19 protein-coding genes and 1 tRNA gene are annotated in these 19,978 nt (G+C 64.5%); 5 read left to right on the top strand and 15 right to left on the bottom strand.

Annotation, left to right across the window (positions count from 1 at the left end; genetic code table 11):
• Positions 1-139: 139 nt before the first annotated feature.
• The 7 genes from ACX0GZ_RS10560 to ACX0GZ_RS10530 form a co-directional block, all read right to left on the bottom strand.
• Entirely contained in the window at positions 140-1,624 is a 1,485-nt protein-coding gene (locus tag ACX0GZ_RS10560; protein ID WP_458816145.1) for a circularly permuted type 2 ATP-grasp protein, read from the bottom strand.
• Between the two features lie 353 nt (positions 1,625-1,977).
• Positions 1,978-2,589, bottom strand: coding sequence for a redoxin domain-containing protein (locus ACX0GZ_RS10555; RefSeq protein WP_458816143.1), 612 nt, complete (start codon positions 2,587-2,589; stop codon positions 1,978-1,980).
• Positions 2,590-2,601: 12 nt separating this feature from the next.
• Positions 2,602-4,659 (bottom strand): protein-disulfide reductase DsbD family protein, encoded by a 2,058-nt coding sequence (locus ACX0GZ_RS10550; RefSeq protein ID WP_458816141.1) that lies wholly within the window; start codon positions 4,657-4,659, stop codon positions 2,602-2,604.
• A 167-nt stretch (positions 4,660-4,826) separates the two neighbouring features.
• Complete coding sequence (locus ACX0GZ_RS10545) at positions 4,827-5,216, bottom strand: GFA family protein (RefSeq protein WP_458816139.1); 390 nt, start codon at positions 5,214-5,216, stop codon at positions 4,827-4,829.
• A 27-nt stretch (positions 5,217-5,243) separates the two neighbouring features.
• Positions 5,244-5,438 carry a DUF1289 domain-containing protein gene (locus ACX0GZ_RS10540; RefSeq protein ID WP_458816137.1) on the bottom strand — a complete coding sequence of 65 codons (195 nt, stop codon included), beginning with the start codon at positions 5,436-5,438 and terminating at the stop codon, positions 5,244-5,246.
• 168 nt (positions 5,439-5,606) lie between these two features.
• Positions 5,607-7,088 (bottom strand): DEAD/DEAH box helicase, encoded by a 1,482-nt coding sequence (locus ACX0GZ_RS10535; RefSeq protein WP_458816135.1) that lies wholly within the window; start codon positions 7,086-7,088, stop codon positions 5,607-5,609.
• A gap of 107 nt (positions 7,089-7,195) precedes the next feature.
• Positions 7,196-7,657, bottom strand: a complete 462-nt coding sequence (locus ACX0GZ_RS10530) for a hypothetical protein (protein WP_458816133.1) — start codon at positions 7,655-7,657, stop codon at positions 7,196-7,198.
• Between the two features lie 62 nt (positions 7,658-7,719).
• Between ACX0GZ_RS10530 and ACX0GZ_RS10525 the strand changes: the two genes are divergently transcribed.
• Together ACX0GZ_RS10525 and ACX0GZ_RS10520 are read left to right on the top strand one after the other, a co-directional pair.
• On the top strand, positions 7,720-9,189 hold the full coding sequence (locus ACX0GZ_RS10525) for an FAD-binding oxidoreductase (protein WP_458816130.1): 1,470 nt from the start codon (positions 7,720-7,722) through the stop codon (positions 9,187-9,189).
• 54 nt (positions 9,190-9,243) lie between these two features.
• Positions 9,244-10,044: a SapC family protein gene (locus ACX0GZ_RS10520; protein ID WP_458816128.1), complete on the top strand. Its 801-nt coding sequence runs from the start codon at positions 9,244-9,246 to the stop codon at positions 10,042-10,044.
• A gap of 228 nt (positions 10,045-10,272) precedes the next feature.
• Here the strand turns inward: ACX0GZ_RS10520 and ACX0GZ_RS10515 are convergent, their stop codons facing one another.
• Complete coding sequence (locus ACX0GZ_RS10515) at positions 10,273-11,124, bottom strand: N-formylglutamate amidohydrolase (RefSeq protein ID WP_458816126.1); 852 nt, start codon at positions 11,122-11,124, stop codon at positions 10,273-10,275.
• 111 nt (positions 11,125-11,235) lie between these two features.
• Between ACX0GZ_RS10515 and cpdR the strand changes: the two genes are divergently transcribed.
• The 3 genes from cpdR (at position 11,236) to ACX0GZ_RS10500 (ending at position 12,638) form a co-directional block, all read left to right on the top strand.
• On the top strand, positions 11,236-11,613 hold the full coding sequence (gene cpdR, locus ACX0GZ_RS10510; protein ID WP_458816124.1) for a cell cycle two-component system response regulator CpdR: 378 nt from the start codon (positions 11,236-11,238) through the stop codon (positions 11,611-11,613).
• 69 nt (positions 11,614-11,682) lie between these two features.
• A tRNA-Val gene (locus tag ACX0GZ_RS10505) sits at positions 11,683-11,757 on the top strand.
• A 185-nt stretch (positions 11,758-11,942) separates the two neighbouring features.
• Positions 11,943-12,638, top strand: coding sequence for a hypothetical protein (locus tag ACX0GZ_RS10500; RefSeq protein ID WP_458816122.1), 696 nt, complete (start codon positions 11,943-11,945; stop codon positions 12,636-12,638).
• Between the two features lie 82 nt (positions 12,639-12,720).
• Here the strand turns inward: ACX0GZ_RS10500 and ACX0GZ_RS10495 are convergent, their stop codons facing one another.
• From ACX0GZ_RS10495 to ACX0GZ_RS10465, 7 genes are all read right to left on the bottom strand, one after another.
• Positions 12,721-13,347 carry a glutathione S-transferase family protein gene (locus ACX0GZ_RS10495; RefSeq protein WP_458816120.1) on the bottom strand — a complete coding sequence of 209 codons (627 nt, stop codon included), beginning with the start codon at positions 13,345-13,347 and terminating at the stop codon, positions 12,721-12,723.
• 277 nt (positions 13,348-13,624) lie between these two features.
• The gene (locus ACX0GZ_RS10490; RefSeq protein ID WP_458816203.1) at positions 13,625-14,305 is read right to left on the bottom strand and encodes a DUF1013 domain-containing protein; all 681 of its coding nucleotides are present in this window, start codon (positions 14,303-14,305) and stop codon (positions 13,625-13,627) included.
• A 124-nt stretch (positions 14,306-14,429) separates the two neighbouring features.
• Positions 14,430-15,452, bottom strand: a complete 1,023-nt coding sequence (locus ACX0GZ_RS10485; protein ID WP_458816118.1) for a glycosyltransferase family 4 protein — start codon at positions 15,450-15,452, stop codon at positions 14,430-14,432.
• A gap of 124 nt (positions 15,453-15,576) precedes the next feature.
• Positions 15,577-16,446, bottom strand: coding sequence for a UDP-2,3-diacylglucosamine diphosphatase (locus tag ACX0GZ_RS10480; RefSeq protein ID WP_458816116.1), 870 nt, complete (start codon positions 16,444-16,446; stop codon positions 15,577-15,579).
• Between the two features lie 71 nt (positions 16,447-16,517).
• Positions 16,518-18,266, bottom strand: coding sequence for a flotillin family protein (locus tag ACX0GZ_RS10475; protein WP_458816114.1), 1,749 nt, complete (start codon positions 18,264-18,266; stop codon positions 16,518-16,520).
• Between the two features lie 4 nt (positions 18,267-18,270).
• Positions 18,271-18,849, bottom strand: coding sequence for a YqiJ family protein (locus tag ACX0GZ_RS10470; protein ID WP_458816112.1), 579 nt, complete (start codon positions 18,847-18,849; stop codon positions 18,271-18,273).
• 107 nt (positions 18,850-18,956) lie between these two features.
• On the bottom strand, positions 18,957-19,958 hold the full coding sequence (locus ACX0GZ_RS10465; protein WP_458816110.1) for an NAD(P)H-quinone oxidoreductase: 1,002 nt from the start codon (positions 19,956-19,958) through the stop codon (positions 18,957-18,959).
• Positions 19,959-19,978 lie beyond the last annotated feature (20 nt).

Below are 19,978 nucleotides of genomic sequence, written 5' to 3'. Positions count from 1 at the left end.
CCTCCCCGGCACGGGGAGGGGGACCGCACGCAGTGCGGTGGAGGGGGGGCGCCCCGAAGCACAGCATGTGAGGCTCGCCCCCTCCACCCGCTTCGCTGGTCCCCCTCCGCATGAGTGGGGAGGAACAGGGATACCATGTTCACAACCGCACCCCGCCCTGCGACTGGCTCTGGCTCTGCGCCGCGGCCGGACCGTCATCCATCAGCACGAAGCTGTCCTTGGTCCCACCGCCCTGGCTGGAGTTCACCACCAACGACCCCTCGCGCAGCGCGACCCGCGTCAGTCCGCCCGGAACGACCTGAACGCCCTTGCTGCCCGTCAGCACGAACGGCCGGAAGTCGACATGACGCGGGGCCAGGCCTTTCTCGGTCATCGTCGGCACGGTGGACAAGGCCAGCGTTGGCTGCGCGATGTAGCGATGCGGCTCGGCGATCAGCGCGGCACGAAACTCCTCGATCTCCTGTTTGCTCGCGGTCGGACCGACCAGCATGCCGTATCCGCCCGATCCGTCGACCAGCTTGACCACCACCTCTTCGAGATGGTCGAGCACATAGTTGAGCGCTTCGGGCTCGCGACACCGCCACGTCTCGACATTGGGCAGTTTCGCCTCGCCACCCGAATAGAATTTCACAATCTCGGGCATGTAGCTGTAGATCGCCTTGTCGTCGGCAATCCCGTTGCCCGGTGCATTGATCAGCGTGACGTTGCCCGCGCGGTACGCCGCCATGATGCCGGGCACCCCCAGCATCGAATCCGGCCTGAACACCAGCGGGTCGAGGAAATCGTCATCGATCCGGCGATAGATGACATCGACCCGCACCCGCCCGGCGATCGTCCGCATATAGACGATGTCATCGTCGACGATCAGGTCGGCGGGTTCGACCAGTTCGACCCCCATCGAATCCGCCAGGAAGCTGTGCTCGTAATAGGCGGAGTTGAAATGCCCCGGCGTCAGGACGACGCACAACGGCTCTCCCCGGCACGACGGCGGCGCGACCGACCGCATCGTTTCGTGCAGCCGGTCGGGATAGCTGTCGACCGCGGCGACCCGGTACGCGCGGAACAGTTCGGGGCACAGCCGCAGCATCGCCTCGCGGTTCTCAAGCATATAGCTGACACCCGACGGGGTGCGGGCGTTATCCTCAAGCACAAAGAATTCGTCGGGACCGGTGCGCACCAGATCGATGCCGCAGATATGCGCCCAGATATCGTGCGGCGGACGGATGCCGGCGACTTCGGGCCGGAACTGGTCGTTGCAGAAGATCAGGTCGGGCGGCAGCACGCCTTCCTTCAGGATGCGGCGCTCGCCATAGATGTCGTTGAGAAACGCGTTGATCGCCTCGACCCGCTGGATCAGCCCCTCGGACAGCCGGGTCCATTCGCTGCGGGTGAAGATGCGCGGGACGATATCGAACGGAATGATCCGTTCGCTTGAATCGCGCTCGCCATAAACGGCGAAGGTGATGCCCAGCTGGCGAAACGCGGCTTCCGCCGACTGCAATCGCCGGTCCATTTCGGACGGCGGCGTATCCTGCATCCATCTCGCGAGATCGACAAATTCCGGGCGCGGTTTCGCCGGGCCGCCACGTCCCCAGATTTCGTCGAAAGCCCCGCTCTTCCCCATCACATCTCCGAACCACCGGAAACTCCGGTGGTTCCATGCTGCTACGCTTTGCTGCGCCGCACAAGGGGGCGACGAACGCGGTTTAGGGTGCAGAGATGATTAGCTCGCGCAAAGGCGCAAAGACGCGAACAAGGTTGGAAGGCGGTTTCACGCGAAGGCGCAGAGCGGCGTAGAAAAGGGTTCGGTCGCGTCAACAGCTCTTAAAACCCAAGCGAGGCTGACCGCTGGTGAAGGCCGCTACGCGGCCCGACCCATAACACCTCCGCGCTTCCACGCTTCCGCGTGAAACCCTCTTCACCTTTTCTTCGCGCCTTTGCGCGAACCAATTCTTTTCCTCTAACGTCGAATGCGCATCACGAGTCCGGATATTTCACCGTGCAGCCATAGGCCCGGCTGGTCGGGACCGATACCGGCTTGCCCGCGCGCACTTCCTCGACGGCCGCCAGCACATGGTTGCGCGCACCCGCAATGTCGGCGACGTTGGCGGTCGGCTTGTCGTCGATCGCACCCTGATAGACGAGTGTGCCCGCGGGGTTGATGACGTACATGTGCGGCGTCGTCTTGGCATCGTAACCCTTGCCGACGATCCCTCGCGGGTCGAGCAGGTAATGCGTCGGTGCCGAATTCTGATCCGCGAGCAGCTTCCTGGCTTCCGCACCGTTTATATGGCCCTGCTTGCCCGGCGCGCCCGAATTGATCGTCAGCCACACGCCACCCGCAGCCTTCACCGCTTCCTGCGTTTTCTGCATGTTGCCGCTCTTGTAATGCTTCACGACGAACGGACAGCCGGGATTGTGCCATTCGAGCACGACCAGCCTGCCCTTGAAGTCGGACAGCGCGACATTGTTGCCATTGGCGTCGGTCAACCGGAAATTGGTCGCTTGGGCACCGTTCGACACCTGCGCCGAGGATGGGATAGCAAAGGCCGCGACCGCTGCGACGCTTGCGATGATCATGCGCTTCATTCGTCTCTCTCCTTATGTCGTTACCAGGTCGGTGAGCATTCCGGGCGTCAGCACCTGCGGCAGGACGCGCGGCCCCTGTTCCCCCGGAGCATACCATAGATAGAGCGGCACGCCTGCCCGGTTGTGCCGCTCGATGAAGCGGCCCAGTTCGGGGTTGCCGTCGGTCCAGTCGCCGACGAGCACCGAAACCCCGCCGTCGCCAAAGGCCTTGGCCACCCGGTCGGTCTCGATCGCCGCTTTCTCGTTGACCTTGCACGTCACGCACCAGTCAGCCGTGAAATAGGCGAAGACGGGTTTACCCTGCGCCCGCAGTTCCTCCAGCCGCGCCTCGGTGAAGGGTTCGGCCCCGAGCACCGCGGGCGACATCGCCTGCGCGGGCGCGCGGTCGATCGTCGCGACCGCGACCAGCCCCACCAAAGCGAGCGCCGCCCCCGGCACCCAAGCGCCGTTCGCGCCGCGCCCTTGCCGCCGCCCCGTCCACCACAGACCGAGCGCGAAGAGGAGCGCCGCGCCGATCCCCAGCGTCATGCCGTCCACGCCCGCCTGACGCCCCAGCACCCAGGCGAGCGCCAGCGCGGTGAGGAACATCGGCACCGACAGCGCTTTACGGAACGTGTCCATCCACGGACCCGGCTTGGGCAGACGCCGCCTGAGCGCAGGCACGAAGCCCAGGAGCACGAACGGCAGCGCCAACCCCAGCCCCAGTCCTGCAAAGATCGCCAGCGCCGCAGGCCAGGGCAGCACCAGCGCCGCGCCCAGCGCCACCCCCATGAACGGCCCCGTGCACGGCGTCGCGATGAATGCCGCCAGCGCACCGGTCATGAACGATCCGCCCGCCCCGCTCGCGCTCAGCTTGTTGACCGCACCCGGCGTCGCAATCTCGAACAGCCCCGCCAGATTGAGCGCAATCGCGGTCACCAGCAGCAACAGGAACAGGATGACGCGCGGGTCCTGCAACTGGAATGCCCAGCCCGCCGCCGCACCGCCCGCACGCAAGGCCAGCAGCACCGCGCCCAGGGCCACGCACACCAGCACCACGCCCGCGGTATAGGCCAGCGCATCGCGTCGCGCGCCCGTTTCCGAAGCGCCCGACTTGGCGAGACTCAGCGCTTTCAGGCTCAGGATCGGGAACACGCACGGCATGACGTTCAGGATCAGCCCGCCCAGGATCGCGCCGCCAAAGGCCAGCAGCGCCGCACCCCAGGCGAAATCGCCCCCGCCCCCTTCGACCGCCGCGACCGTCCCCGGTGTCGCCGCGAGCGACAGCCCGCGTCCGTTCCCGATCGCCAGCACGCCCTCGATCCGCTCCGGCGCACCGTCGGCGGCGATCGTCTCGATCACCAGCATGTCGCCGTCGCGCGCGGCCGATTGCGGCGCGGCCATGTCGATGATGTCGCCGGTCGCGGGATAGAAATAGGGGTCGATCGCGGTCGCGTCCGCCGGATAGGGCACCGCCAGCCGGAACATCCGCTTCGCGCCCGCCGCCTGCACCACTTCGAACGTCGCGTCCGATCCCAGCGGCTTGGGCATCTTCGCACGCCACGCGTCGAAGCGCGCGCGTGCGTCGGCGGGAAACGCACCGTCGCCGACCGTCAGCACGGTCGATACCGACGCGCTTTCGGGCACGCAGATCTCGTCGGTGCAGACCAGATAATCGACCTTCGCGGCCACGGGAATGCGCGTGCCCGGCGCAAGTCCTGCGGGAATCGAAAGCGTCGCGAATTGCGCGAATTCGCCTTCATAGATGTAATTCATCAGCCCGCCGATGATGAGGCGCTGCGGGACCGGATATTCGAGCGGCCCGGCGGTCACGCCCTCGGGCAGCGTCCATTCGACGCTGGTCTCGATCCCCGCATCGCCGGGGTTCTTCCAGTAACCGTGCCAGGTCGGCTTGGGCCGCGACACGAAGGCGAGCGTCACCGCGCGCCCTGCGGCGGGGTTCGGCGTCTCCGCCTCCAGCGTCATCGTGATATAGGGCGGCTGGTCGGTGCCGAGTTGCGCCGATGCCGGCAACACGATCGCCGCCACCACCGCGCACAGACAAGCCAGTACGAACCGAACGCTACTCATTCGCCATCCCGTGCCGATGATCGGATGGGACCAGACTAACAGGCTGGCGCGATTTTGCGAGTCATCTGCGAATCGATGCGCGCGCGGTCGCTCTAAATCCTCGAAGTCCTGTGCCTTGTGCCGACGAAGCGGGGGAAGCGATTGCGGCAGTCCGAACGGAACAATGGCTACCCCTCCTGCGGCAACCCGTCGGCGATGTCGTAATAGTCGCCCTTGTGACCGACGAAGATGTGCATCTCCAGATGCGTGTCGGTCGGCGGATCGAAGGCCCCCATTGCCACCGCCGTCCGCGACTGATGGATCGGTTTCCAGAACAAGGCCGAGCCGCAGGTGGCGCAGAACCCGCGCTTCACCTTTTCCGACGACTGAAACCATCGAACATGGTCTTCGCCGATCACCTCCAGCCGGTTGTCGGGGACGTCGGTCGATGCCCAGACATGGCCCGACACGCGCCGACACTGGCTGCAATGGCACGCATCGGGCGCCTTGAGCGCGCCGGTCACGACGAAGCGCACCGCCCCGCACAGGCAGGCACCGTTATGGGTGGGATCGGTCATCTCGGCCTCGCAATCAGAGCGCCGACATCATGCCTCGCTCGCGGCGATCCGATCAAGGATGGCCTGACGCCGCGAATCGGTGGCATCGGGCCATTCGGCGATTTCCGAAAGCGTGCGGCCACAGCCCTGGCAGGACCGGCTGGCGGAATCGATCCGGCACACCCCGACACATGGGCTCGGGACCGCGGCGATGGGTACGTATTCGAGGAAGTCGTCGTCCACGCCCCTGCCTCACACTTTTTCGTCGCACCCGCGCAGGCAGAAGCGATGGCGTCGGTTACTCGATCCAACTCCCCCGTTCGTTTCGAGCGAAGTCGAGAAACGCTCAGCTGGCGCTTGGTTCACGTTTCTCGACTTCGCTCGAAACGAACGGTTGAGGGGACGCCCGCCTCAGCGGCCCAGCGTCACGTCGAGGAACGCGGGCATCGGGCCGTTCCAGCCATCATCCGGTTCGTTATCCTCGTGCCGGTCGCGGCCGCGACGCGGGCGCGGAGCGTCGCGTTCGTTGCGCTCCGGTCGGGATTCGCGCTCTTCGCGAGGCGGGCGCGCATCGCGCGGCGGGCGCGGTTCGCGCGCCTCGCGGGGTGGACGGGCTTCACGGGCCGGACGCGCTTCGCGCTCGACGACGGGTGCTTCGGCTGCTTCGGCCGGCACTTCCTCAGCAATCTTGGGCTTGCGCCCGCCGCGGCTGCGCGATTTCGCCGCAGGTTTGGCCTCCGCCTCGCCGTCGCGCGCTTGCTGCGCATCGGCGGCGCTGGTCACGCCGTCGTAGCGGGCGATCTTATGCCCGGTCAGCTTTTCGATATTGTCGATATTCTCGGCGTCTTCGGAGGTGACCAGCGTGAACGCCACGCCCGTCGCGCCGGCGCGCCCCGTGCGGCCGATGCGGTGAACATAATCGTCCGGGTGCCACGGCGCGTCGAAATTGAACACATGGCTGACGCCCTTGATGTCCAGCCCCCGCGCGGCGACGTCGGATGCGACCAGCACGTTGACTTCGCCCTTCTTGAACAGGTCGAGTTCGGCGAGGCGCTGCGACTGGTCCATATCGCCGTGAATCTCGCCCGAGGCGAAACCCGACCGCTTGAGCGATTTGTTCAGCTCGCGCACCGTCGTCTTGCGGTTGCAGAAGATCACCGCGCTCTTCACATCCTCGGCACCCAGCAGGCGGCGCAACGTATCGCGCTTTTTTGCCGAACTCGTCTCGACCACCCATTGGGTGATGTTGAGGTTCGCCGATGCGGGCCGCGCGACCTCGATCTGTTTGGGGTTCGACAAAAACTTGTCGGCCAGCTTCTTGATCGGCGGCGGCATCGTCGCCGAAAACAGCAGGGTCTGGCGGTTCTTTGGCAGTTTGGTGCAGATTTCCTCAATGTCGGGGATGAACCCCATGTCGAGCATCCGGTCGGCTTCGTCGATCACCAGCAGGTCGCATCCGGTCAGCAAAATCTTGCCGCGCCCGAACAGGTCCATCAGCCGACCGGGCGTCGCGATCAGCACGTCGACACCCTTTTCCAGCGCGGCCATCTGGTCGCCCATCGACACGCCGCCGATCAGCAGCGCCATCGATAGCTTGTGGTATTTGCCGTATTTCTCGAAATTCTCCGCCACCTGCGCGGCGAGTTCGCGCGTCGGCTCCAGGATCAGGGATCGCGGCATCCGTGCGCGGCTGCGGCCATGCGCCAGGATGTCGATCATCGGCAGCACGAAGCTCGCGGTCTTGCCGGTCCCCGTCTGGGCGATGCCGATCAGGTCCCGCATCATCAGCACGCTGGGAATCGCGTTCGCCTGAATCGGGGTCGGCTCCGTGTAACCGGACTCATTGACCGCACGCAGCAGTTCGTCGGAAAGGCCGAGATCGGCAAAGTTCATGAAGTAATCCGGAAATGGGGCATGGTTGCGCACGCCGTGCTAGCGGCTCGCGCCGTCGCGGATTTACCGCATTTTGTCAAGGAAAACGCCGGTGATGCCCGGTTGCGTCAATCGTCCGGGACCAGTCGCCGAAACGCATCGATCTCGCATGTCGCGCCCGATCGCGTTCGGATCGAGTCGCGATCGGCGCAAATCTGGCCGTCGGGCGTCTGGCGGATATAGAAGCCCGAATAGAAATCGAGGCTGGGGCACCTTTTGTCGAGCCGCGCGCGCATCCGCTCGCCATTGTTGGTGAGCAAGTCGATGTTACGCCGGTCGCGCACCGCCGCAGCGGCGATTCGCGACGTCGCAATGCAGCGCGGCGCGCGGCGTTCTTCCCATTTCTGTTCGCTCGGCGGCTTGGTGCCGCGCGGCGGCGGTGCCATTTTGGGCACGCGGATGATGACCCGCTGGCTGAACGTCGCGCGGATCGACCGATCCTGGTCGAGCACGATCGACGGCTCCGGCGCCGACGATGCGGTCAGCGCGGCCGTCACGGCGGCGATCAGGGAAAAGGACAGGGATTGCACGACCCGTGCGGATGTAGCGTCTGCGGTTGAACAGTCGATGAATTGTCGCTGGCGACTGCGACATGCTAGCAACGGTCGCGATGCAAAAGGATGCCCAACGACAGCTGATCGACGCCGTCCACGCGCGGTTCGGCGCGCGCACCGCGATCACCGATCGCGACGCCATAGCGCCGTGGCTGACCGACTGGCGCGGGCGATTCCACGGCGACGCGGCAGCGATCCTCGCCCCCGCCGACCGGGATGGCGTGGCCGCGATCGTCGGGATGGCGCACGAATTGGGGGTGGCGCTGGTGCCGCAGGGGGGCAACACATCGATGGTCGGCGGCGCGACCCCGCCTGCCGACGGGTCGGCGCTGATCCTGTCGCTCCGCCGCCTCGATCGCATCCGCTCGGTCGACCCGGTCGGCAGCATCGCGGTCGCAGAAGCGGGCGTCATCCTCTCCAACCTCCACGACGCTGCCGCCGAGCGCAGGCTGCGTTTCCCCCTCACGCTCGGCGCAAAGGGCTCGGCAACCATCGGCGGGCTGGTCTCGACCAATGCAGGCGGAACCCAGGTGCTGCGCTGGGGGACGATGCGTTCGCTGGTCGCGGGCGTCGAGGCCGTCCTGCCCGACGGTTCGGTCCATGACGGGCTCGCCGCGCTGAAAAAGGACAATCGCGGTTACGACATCGACCGGTTGCTGGTCGGCGCCGAAGGCACGATCGGCATCGTCACCGCCGCCGCACTCCGTCTGGCCCCCGCGATCGCCGCGCGCGCGGTGGCGTGGGTGGGCGTGGCCTCCCCGCACTGCGCGCTCGAGCTGCTGCGCTTGTTCGAACGGCGCACGCAGGCGGTCGAGAGTTTCGAGATCATCCCCGCATCGGGCCTGACGCATGTCCTCGCCCATATCCCCGATACACGCGCGCCGCTGGCGGGCGACCACCCCTGGCACCTGCTGGTCGAAGCGGTGGCGAGCGATCCCGACGACGAGCCGCCCGCCGCCCTGCTCGAACGCCTGCTGGCAGACGCGCATACGTCCTCGCTGATCGAGGACGCGACGATCGCCGCCAGCGAAGCCCAGGCAGAGGCATTCTGGCGCCTCCGCGATTCGCTGTCGGAGGCCGAACGCGCGCAAGGCCCGGCGGTCCAGCACGATATTTCGGTGCCGGTCGATCGCATGCCCGATTTCCTGATCGACGCCGCCGCCGCCGCGATGGCGCGCTATCCCGGCACCCACGCAACGGGCTTCGGCCATCTGGGCGACGGCAATGTCCATTTCCATGTGCGCGCACCGTCAGGCGCGGACCGCGATCGCTGGTATGCCGACGAAGCCCCCGAAATCACGCGCTTCGTCCACGATCTGGTGGTCGCGGCGGGCGGGTCGATTTCGGCCGAACACGGCATCGGCCAGATGAAGCTGGGCGAACTCGCGCGGCTTGGCCCGCCCTCCCGCATCGCGGCGCTCACCGCGATCAAGCGGGCGTTCGACCCATCCAACTTGATGAATCCCGGAAAGCTCGTCACGCTTGCGCCGAAGCCGCGCGATCAATAGACGCGCTGCGCAATAGCACGATCCAATCCCCATCCAGTTTCCACGGAGAGTAAGATGGCCAGCGCGCCTCAGAACCAGTTGCCGATCCTCTATAACGATCTGATGCCGCTTTCGAGCGTCGACCATGCCGATTACCGCGTCCGCGCGGTCGAAAAGGCACCTCAACTCGCGAAAATCCACGCCGTCCCGCTGACGGTCGAGGAATTCCCGCTGGTCCAGCGTCGGATGCCGATCGTCTTTTCCGAAGGCGACGACGCGATCCCGCTGGTGCTGATGGGGCTGAACGAAGGCGTGAATACCTTCATCGACGACGAAGGCGCGCTGATCGAGCAGGACGTCTATGTTCCCGCCTATATCCGTCGCTATCCCTATATGCTCGCCCGGTTGCGCCCGGACAGCGAGGAAATGTCGCTGTGCTTCGATCCGACTGCGGATTCGATCGGCGCATTTTCCGAAGGCGAAGCGCTGTTCAGCGACGGTCAGCCGACCGAAGTCGTTCAGAATATCCTGAAATTTTCCGAGCAGTTCGAACAGGCCGGTCAACGCACCGCCCAGTTCATGAAGGAACTGCGCGACGCCGAACTGCTGATGGCGGGCGAAGTCGCGATCACCGTGCCGGGCCAGGAACAGCCGTTCATCTATCGCGGATTCCAGATGGTGAACGAGGAAAAGCTGCGCGACATGCGCGGCGATCAGCTGCGCAAGATGAACCAGAACGGCATGTTGCCGCTGATCTATGCGCACCTGATGTCGCTGTCGCAGATGAGCGAGGTGTTCAACCGCCAGCAACGCCAGGGCAAGGGACCGCAGATCGGCACCGCTTCGCAAGCCCAGTCGGTCGAAACCGTCCAGTAAAGCGCACCACCGCAGCGAGATCGAACGGGGCGCGGCCATACTGGCCGCGCCCCTTTTCTTTGCGTTTTTCAGATGGTTGAAAAGCTCTTGAAGCCGGTTGCAGCTTGCCTATATTGGTCTTGCGCGGTTCCCGTGTTCCCCCCCTTTCGCGGGATCGTGCGGCACGCCTCCGGGTGTGTCTCCTCCCTGAACCTTGGCCACCTCGTGCATTACGCACGGGGTGGTTTTTTATTCGGCTGCCAGGGGGAGCGAGACGATTTCTTCGGTCAGGGCCGCGACAATCGATCGCAGCAGCGCCGCCGTCGCCACCAGTCCCGCACCGGGCCGATCGAGTGCCGCGTCGAGATAGAGCGCGCGGTCAATCTCGATCTGAATCGCATCGATCCTCCGGTCAGGCCGCCCGTGGGTGTCGAGAATGTGCCCACCCGCATAAGGCGAGTTGAGGCCGAAACGCACCCCATGCGATCGCACGACCGATTCGACCAGCGCGACCGTCAGCGCACTGGCCGATCGCCCGAACCGGTCGCCGATCACCAGCTGCGCCGGATCGGATCCCTCGATCGGCGGCATCGAATGAATGTCGAGCAGCACCGCGCGACCGAAGCGTTCGCGCGCGGACCGCAGCGCTGTCGATAGCGCCGCATGATAGGGCCGATGATCCCCGGTAATCCGCGCATCGACCTCGGCAGCCGCAAAGCGGCGTCGCCACAAGGCGGTCGTCCCGCTCGCACGCCGCGGGACCAGGCCCAGCCCGCTCCGCAGCTTCGACGATCCGCCCGGCTGCGCCGTGGGATCGGCGCCCAGATCGACCGCCGGATCGCGCTCATGCTCACCCCGATTGAGATCGATCCATGCGCGCGGACGGCGTGCGACGAACAACGTCTCGTCGCGCCGTGCGAGCAATGCGACGCGATCGACATGGCGATCCTCCAGCGGCAGCAACTGGTCGAACGGCACGCCCAACGCATCGATCAGCGCGGGCGGATAGTCGCGCCCGGCGTGCGGCACCGACAGGATCACCGGCGATGCCGGGTCGGCGGGTCCGTAACGGTCGAAGGATGGGCAGCGTTCGGGGTCCACGCATTCAGCTTATGACCGCACGTCCCGTCGCACAATCGCCGAGCGCACTGGAAAATCTTAAGGGATGCGCGCATAGAATGCGCCCTTCCAAATCGAGCGCGCGGGATGGGCATGTTCAGAATTTTACTGGCCGAAGACGACCAGGTGATGCGCGAATATCTGACGCGCGCGCTGGAGCGCGCCGGATACGCCGTGACTGCGGTCGATCGGGGCACCGCCGCGCTGCCGCTCATTGAAACCGAGCCGTTCGACCTGCTGCTGACCGATATCGTCATGCCGGAGATGGACGGCATCGAATTGGCGCAAAAGGCGAGCGACATCGCGCCCGCGATGCGGGTAATGTTCATCACCGGTTTCGCCGCCGTCACGCTGAAGGCAGGGCAAGCGATGCCGCAGGCGCGCGTCCTGTCCAAACCGTTCCACCTGCGCGACCTGGTGCTGGAGGTCGACCGCCTGTTCGAAAATGTGAAGCTGCCCAGCAGCAATTAGGCGGTTCGTCAAAAAAGGTCACAATGCACCTTGCCAGCCGAACGAGGCCCGGCTAATGCCCCGCCTCTCGGGCGCGTAGCTCAGTGGTAGAGCACTGTGTTGACATCGCAGGGGTCGCAAGTTCAATCCTTGCCGCGCCCACCACAAACCCAGCCAGACCATGCGGTTTGGCTGGGTTTTTGTTTTTCTGGCTGCGAGATACCCGAGCGTAAAGCGCTAAGCATAAGGTTGGGCGAAGTCATTCGCTTCCGGAACGCTCGCCTCGACTTTTGCCTAAACCGCCCATGGGTAACGTCGGCTAACGACCCCGAATCAGTCCTTGGGCGCACTTGCCTGCTCGCCTGAAAGCTGCAACTTACTGCTCATCTGGTGTGCCCGAGTGTCAGAAAATGCATGTATTCTGCAATCTTGAAGATACTGGCGACGGCCTGCCTCCGTTGTGCGACATGACTTTTGAGGTCGTCGACAAAGCTTTTGATAAGAGCACATCGACTTGGCGCATAGGATTATGTGCCAGTGCTACGCCATATGAGCCCGTAGGCTTTGCTGTCGAGATACCAGTGGTCGGCTGGAAAGAGCAAGGCGATAGTGATGAGGATGACGCCTTTCATAGCTTTTGGGGGCCAGTGACACTGCGAACACGCGGCCATGACAGCGACAGACTATTGGCACTATTGGCTGAGTATTATGGGATCTCATCACCACCCAAAAAACGAACAGGCTGGTTGTCTAAGCCCTTTCAACCCCGTGACATCCTTTTGAGTAAGGGATGGAATTTCTGCCAAAGCCTCAATTGCCTTGCCGTAGGCATCCAATCAAACCCTACCCTTATTGCTGACCACCCCGTGCATATGAAGCTTTTTTTCGATGATGGAGTTGAGGATGGTCACTATGCAGAGATTTTCCTTTATATCGATTTGCCGCAGGGACTTTGTGGCTTGAACGAAAAAGATGAGGAATATCGCCCGGAACTGGTTCATTGGTTAGCTCTACCGGGGAACGTCAACGCTAATCCGCATGGCTGATGGTATTGGATTCCGTCGAATAGCCGCCATTCCGCAAACCACCCAAAACCAGTCGAACCGCAAATGCTGTGGCTGCCTTAGCTTACCCCTGCCCCTCCTTCGGCATCGCTGCATCATCCTTCTCGCCTGCCGCCTTGTATGCCGCCCGCTCCGAGAGCCGCGCCGCATAGGCCGCGAACGCATCGCGTTTGGGGAGCGTGCCGAACTGGGTGCCCCACATCACATGGCTGCCGACATAGACGTCCGCCGCGGTAAAGCGGTCGCCGGCGATATAGGGGTGCGCCGACACCGCCTTTTCCAGCACATCGACCACGCGGTCGTAGTCACCGTAACCGACCATCATCTTCTGCTCGTCGGTCGGCTCGACCTTGAGCGACCGGTTGGTGATCGCCCCTTCGACCGGCCCGGCGGCGAAGAACATCCAGCGGTAATAATCGGCGCGCTCCGCCTGCTTTGGAGCGAGACCGGCATCGGGATATGCCTCCGCCAGATAAGCACAGATCGCCGCGCATTCGGTCACGATCCGGTCGCCATGCCGGATCGCGGGCACCTTCCCCATCGGATTGATCGCCAGATAATCGGCGTCTTTCATCGTGCCGCCATAGCCGAGCAGCACCGCTTCATAGGGCGCGCCGGTTTCCTCGATCATCCAGCGCGCGATCCGGCCGCGCGACATCGGGTTGGTGTAGAGAATCAGTTGATCGGCCACGATTCGCATCCTCCTTGATCCATTGGAACGGACTGGGAACGAGAATGCCTATGCCGTCAAGCGGAGCGCGGGGAACCGGGCGGAAATCGAGGCGCTCAGGCAATGTCGGTCAGGGAGGGGACAGGGGCCGACACCACCGAGCGCGCTCGATACGTCCGACATCGCAACCGCTAGGATTGCCAGAGGGGCCCGGTCCGCAAGGGATCAGATAGGGAAGCGGGCGCCCCCTTCAAGGGGGACGCCCGCCAAATTCGCTAGTGATTGCAGGATGCGCAAGTCAGCGCTTGAACGGATCTGCCCAGCCTGCGGGGATGCCCGGCGTGCGCGTCGTCTCGGCGTTTTCGGCATCGCCGGCATGTTCGGCTTCGTGCGCGGCGCGTTCGCGCTCGGCACGCAATTCGGTGATCAGCGCCTCGCGGTCACCCTCCAGCCGCGTATCGACCGGGGCTTCGATCCCCGCGGCCTTTGCGGCCTTTGCCACCAGCGCGTCGAGTTCGCGCTGCGAACACAGGCCGAGCGTGACGGGGTCTTTCGGCGTGATGTTGGCGATGTTCCAGTGGGTGCGGTCGCGGATCGCGTCGATCGTCGTGCGCGTCGTGCCGATCAGCTTGCCGATCGCGCCGTTCGACACTTCGGGATGATTGCGGATGATCCAGGCGATGCCGTCGGGCTTGTCCTGGCGTTTCGACACCGGGGTATAGCGCGGGCCCTTGGTGCGGCGGACCTGCTCGGGGCCTTTCGACATGACCAGCCGGTAATCGGGATCCTGCTGACCCTTTTCGATTTCGTCCATCGTCAGTTCGTGCGCACGCACCGGATCGCGCCCGGTCAGCTTGGTTGCGGCGGTGTCGTCGGCGATCGCCTGCACTTCCAGGATATGGAGGCCGCAGAAATCGGCAATCTGCTCGAACGAGAGCGCGGTGTTGTCGACCAGCCAGGAAGCGGTCGCATGGGGCATCAGCGGCTGGGCCACGATCAAATCTCCGTGAAACAATAAGGGCCGCCCCTACCCGGAGCGGCCACCTCGTGTAACCGTCGATTTAGTCGCTGCGGTGGCGAAGGGCAAGGAGGATCGCACGCGATTACGCGGCGAGCGCCAATCCCGGCAGCGGCGACAGCGCCTCAACGAACTGCGCCGCGCTCGCTTCCCAGGTGAAGCCGCGCCCATAGTCGGCACATGCACGTCGATCGCGCGTCAGGGCGGCGGCGATCGCTCGGTCGAGATCGGTGTCCATCGCACCGGTCGCGGGCGTCAGAACGTCCACCGGCCCGGTCACCGGATAAGCCGCAACCGGCGTCCCGCACGCCAGCGCCTCGATCATCACCAGTCCGAACGTATCGGTGCGGCTGGGAAAGACGAACACGTCGGCAGCGGCATAGAGGCTCGCCAGCTCACCGCCGAACCGCGCGCCCATGAAGATCGCGCCGGGATGTTTCGCCGCCAACTTCTCGCGTGCGGGACCGTCCCCGACGACGATCTTCGTACCGGGATGGCTGCTTCCCAGAAACGCTTCGATATTCTTTTCGACCGCGACCCGCCCGACATAGAGCTGCAACGGGCGCGGCAAGTGCAACAAGCTGGGATGCGGGCGGACGCGATCGTGGAAATGGGTCAGATCGACGCCGCGCCCCCAATGCCGCACCCGATCCAGGCCGTGATCGACCAGCGTCGCGCGGATCGACGGTGTGGAAGCGAGGATCGCCTGAGCGGGCCGGTGGAACCACTGGATGTATCGCCAGACCCACTCCGCGGGCACGCCAGAGCGCGCCGACACATAATCCGGGAATTGGGTGTGATAGGCGGTGGTAAACGGCAATCCGCGCCGAAGGCACCAGCGCCGCGCCGCGACGCAAAGCGGCCCTTCGGTCGCCAGATGGATCGCATCGGGCGCGAACATCGCCAGCATGTCGCCCACCCGCCCGCTCCCCGCCAGCGCCAGCCGGATTTCGGGATAGGTGGGGCAGGGCACCGACCGGAACAGGTCGGGCGAGATGACCAGCACCTCATGCCCCTGCCCTTCCAGAACCGCGCGCACGGATTGCAACGTGCGGACCACGCCATTGACCTGCGGCGACCACGCATCGGTGACGATCGCGATCTTCATTCGCACGACCTCCCCCGCCGTTTGTTTCGAGCGAAGTCGAGAAACGCACCCCAAGCGCCTAGCCCACGTTTCTCGACTTCGCTCGAAACCAACGGATGGAGTTGAGGGTGGGTATAGGACAGCATCACGCCGCCGCCCGTTCGACCAGCACCACCGGCGCGTCGCGTTTCGCGACCTCATCCGCCCAGTGCAGAATTTCCATCCGCCCGTCGAAATGCTCGACCAGCGCGGTGCAGCCCTCGACCCAGTCGCCGTCATTATAATATTCGACGCCGTCGATGGTCCGCATCTCGGCGGTGTGGATGTGCCCCGCGACCACCCCGTCGACACCGCGCGAACCTGCCTCCTTCGCGACGATCCCCTCGAAATCGGAAATGAACTCGACCGCGTTCTTGACCTTGTGCTTGGCGTGCTTCGACAGCGACCAATAGGGCAGGTCCAGCTTGCGCCGCCAGAAATTGACCCAGCCGCTCAGCACCATCATCGCATGATAGGCCGCGTCGCCCAGATAGGCGAGCCAGCGGTGCGACAGCATGATCGCGTCGAATTCGTCGCCGTGCAGCACCAGCAGGCGTCGCCCGTCGGCGGTAGTGTGCACCGCTTGCCGCCGGATCTGCACCCCGCCGAAATTGAGGCCGGTGAACTGCCGGAACATCTCGTCGTGATTGCCGGGGATATAGGTGATCTTCGTTCCCCGCTTGGCCCGCTTCAACACGCGCCAGACGATGTCGTTGTGCGAGGCGGGCCAATAGAATTTCTTCTTGAGCCGCCAGCCGTCAATGATGTCGCCGACCAGATACAGTTGCTCGCTGTCGACATGATCCAGAAAGTCGATCAGCAATTCGGCATTGCAGCCGCGTGTTCCGAGATGAACGTCCGAAATCCAGATCGTCCGAAACCGCCGCCGCTCGGTAATCGTCTTTTCCGGGATCGACGGTTCATTCGGGAATTCGACCTGCGACAGATCGAACGGTAACCGCGTGACGGTCGCCATATGCGGGTGCTCCCCAGCCCTTGCCTGGGGAGACTATGCCCGCCTTATGTGACGGTTTGATCCGATCCGCGTTACGATTTGGGGTCAGGCTTTGGCGGTTGCGGGCGCGGAGCCGATCGAGCGGTGGGACGCGCAGGCGCAGCGTCGCTGGACTTCATCGCCTGCGACGCCTCTGCCGCTCCCTTGACCAGGCTGTCCAGCGAACCGCCGTCGAACCCCAATTCCTTCATCAAACCATCGAGCACCGGGGCCTGTGCGCGGTAACGCAGCGCCGCGGACACGGCCGAGCTGGCCAGATTGGCGTCGCCCTCTCCCGCCGTCACGCTCGCAGCATCGCCACCGCCGCGTCCGGTCAGACCATCGACCTGAACGATCTTGATCGAATCGATGGCCTCCATCGGCTTGGCGGCTTCGCGCACCAACTCGGGCATGACCTTCAACAGCGCCAGCTTGGTCTGGAGCGAAATCTGGTCCGACGACAGGATGTTGGCGGCTTCGTTGACCGCACGCTGACCCGCCGCCTCGACTTCGAAGCGGACTCTGTCCGCCTCGGCCTTCAACTTGGCGGCGTCGGCTTCGCCCTGAGCGACCACGCGCACCGATTCTGCCCGGTCGGCCGCCGCCTGCTTCTCGGCCTCTGCCTCGACCCGTACACTGATCGCGGCGCGTTCGGCTTCGCGCGCGGCGTCGATCAATTCGATCCGCTTGGTCCGCTCGGCGACTTCGGTTTCGCGAGAGGTTGTGACCTGTTCTTCGGCAGCCACCGCCTTGGCTCGGGCTTCGTCGGCCTCGGCACGCGCCTGGCTTTCCTCGCGGCTCTTGTTCTGGACCGCAATCTGCTGTTCCTGACGCGCGAGTTCCAGCGCCTGTTCCTGCGCGATCCGCGCTTCCTTCACCGCACGGTCGGCCTCGATCTGCTGGCTGTCGATCTTTTTCTTCGCCTCGATCTTGGCTTCGTCGGCCTCGCGCTGGCGCACGGCCTGTTCGCGCGCGATCTCGGACATCTGTTCGGCGCGACGCATTTCAACCTCGCGCTCCTGCTCCAGCCGCGCGAACTCGTTATCCCGGCCGATCAGGAACGACTGGCGCGCGGCTTCCAGATTCTTGGTTTCGATCTGAACGCGCGTTTCCTGTTCGATGTCGTTGCGCGCTTTCTTTCGCAATTCGATCTGCTCGGTCAGTTTGGTCAGACCCTCGGCGTCGAACGCATTATTTGCATTGAAATGCTCGATCGAGGTCTGGTCGAGCCCGGTCAGCGATACCGATTCCAGTTCCAGCCCGTTCATCGCCAGATCGGCGGACGACACTTGCTGCACCTTTTGCACGAAATCGGCACGTTGTTCATGCAGCTGGTTCATCGTCATGCCGGCTGCGACCGAACGCAACGCGTCGACGAACTTGCCTTCGACCAGTTCCTTTAATGCTTCCGGGTTCATCGTGCGCAGGCCGAGCGTCTGTGCTGCAGTCGCGATGGATTGTGAATCGGGTTTCACGCGAACATAGAATTCCGCTTTCACGTCGATCCGCAACCGATCGAGAGTGATCAGTGCATCCGCGTTCTTGCGCTCGACCGCCAGCCGGACGGTGTTCATGTTGACCTGCATCGTCTCGTGAAACACCGGCAACACCAGCGCGCCGCCGTTGATGACGACCTTTTCCCCGCCAAAGCCGGTGCGGACGAACCCGATTTCCTTCGATGCGCGCTTGTAGAGGCGGGCAATGATGAACCCCAGGATCAGCAAGGTCAGCAGGCCGACGCCCGCATAGATCAGATAAGGCACCACGGATCCTCCCCCATTACTCGTCACGAGATCGTTCATCGGTTCACAGCTCCAGTCGCGGAAGATGATGGTCGCCGCGCGAAATCGCCCGGAATGTGTCGCCTTCGCGGCGGACGATCAGTACGCGTTCGCCTTCGACGAAGCTCTGTCCGTCATTATCGGGTTCGACCATGATGAAATGTGCCTGGCCATATTGGTCCTCGGCGCGGGCGCGGGCCGGCGATCCTTGCGTGGCGCGCCCGACCTGTATCGTGGCGCTCCGCCCGATCAGTACTTCAAGCGGCACCGCCGTGGTGTGATCGCGAGGCAAGATGCGGGCAAGGCCACGCGCGCCGATCCCCGTCAGCGGCAACGCGGCGGCAGCGGCTGCGGGCACCGCGATCCACGGAGTCAGCAATCCACCGGTCAGGTCGAACATCAATTGCTGGCCGACCAGTCCGACGATCCCGAACACGCCCAGGAACAGCACGATCAGCATCAGCAGCGGCAGCCGACCGACGCCCAGCCAGCTCAGCAGCCCTGCACCGCCATCCAGGTCGACATCGGCATCGGCCTCGAAATCGCCGCCCAGCCCGATCGCATGGACGATCCCGATCAGGACCATCAGGATCAGTGCGGACACGAAAGCGATGTTCGCCGATGCACCCAGAAACGCGAACACCCCACTCCCCCCAAAGCGATTCGCCTGTCAGGTTAGGGCGTTGGCCGTTCGAGTCAAAATTCGGCGGGTCAAAACCCGGTCGTCAATACGATCTTGCCGATATGGTCCCCTGCGTCCATCCGAGCGTGCGCGTCGGCGGCGCGTTCGAGCGGGAAACGCTGGTCCATCACCGGGCGCAACTGCCCGGACTGGACGAAAGGCCAGACGTTGCGCGCCAGCTCATCCGCGACCAGCGATTTGAACGCATTGTCGCGCGCGCGCAGCGTCGATCCGGTCAGGACCAGACGTTTGCGCATGACCTCGAACAACGGCACCTGTGCCATCGCGCCGCCCTGCACCGCGATCGACACATGACGACCTTCCTCGGTCATGCATTGCAGGTTGCGGGGGACGTAATCGCCGCCGACCATGTCGAGCACGACATCGACCCCGCGACCGCCCGTGATCCGCGACACTTCAGCGACGAAATCCTGCGTCTTGTAATTGATCGCATGGGTTGCGCCGTGCGCTTTCGCCGCTGCGACCTTGTCGTCCGAACCGCAGGTGACGACGATCCTGATCCCGAACAGCCGGCACAGGCTGATCGCCATCGTACCGATGCCGCTGGTCCCGCCGTGCACCAGCACCCAGTCGCCTTCGGTGGCGTAGGCGCGCTCGAACAAATTGGTCCACACGGTGAACAGCGTCTCGGGCAGCGCGGCGGCCTCGGCCATCGGCAGGCCCTCGGGCACGGTCAGGCATGATCCCACCGGCGCGACGGCGTATTCGGCATAACCGCCACCCGCGATCAGCGCGCAGACCGGCTGGCCGATCATGTCGCGCTCCACGCCCTCGCCCAGCGCGACGATTTCGCCGGCGACTTCCAGACCGGGAATGGTGGGCGCGCCCGGCGGCGGCGGGTACAGCCCCTTGCGCTGCATCACATCGGGACGGTTGACGCCCGCCGCCGCGACACGGATCAGCACCTCGCCCGGCCCCGCTTGCGGCACCGGTCGCTCCACGCATTTCAGCACGTCCGGGCCGCCCGGCGTCTCCGGGTCGATGGCGCGCATCGTCGTCGGTAAGGTCATGTCTGCGTGGAGCCCCCAAA

The organism is Sphingomonas aestuarii, from assembly GCF_054457155.1.
The sequence above is the reverse complement of the archived record's forward strand: the minus strand, read 5'-3'. Positions and strand labels throughout refer to the sequence as shown.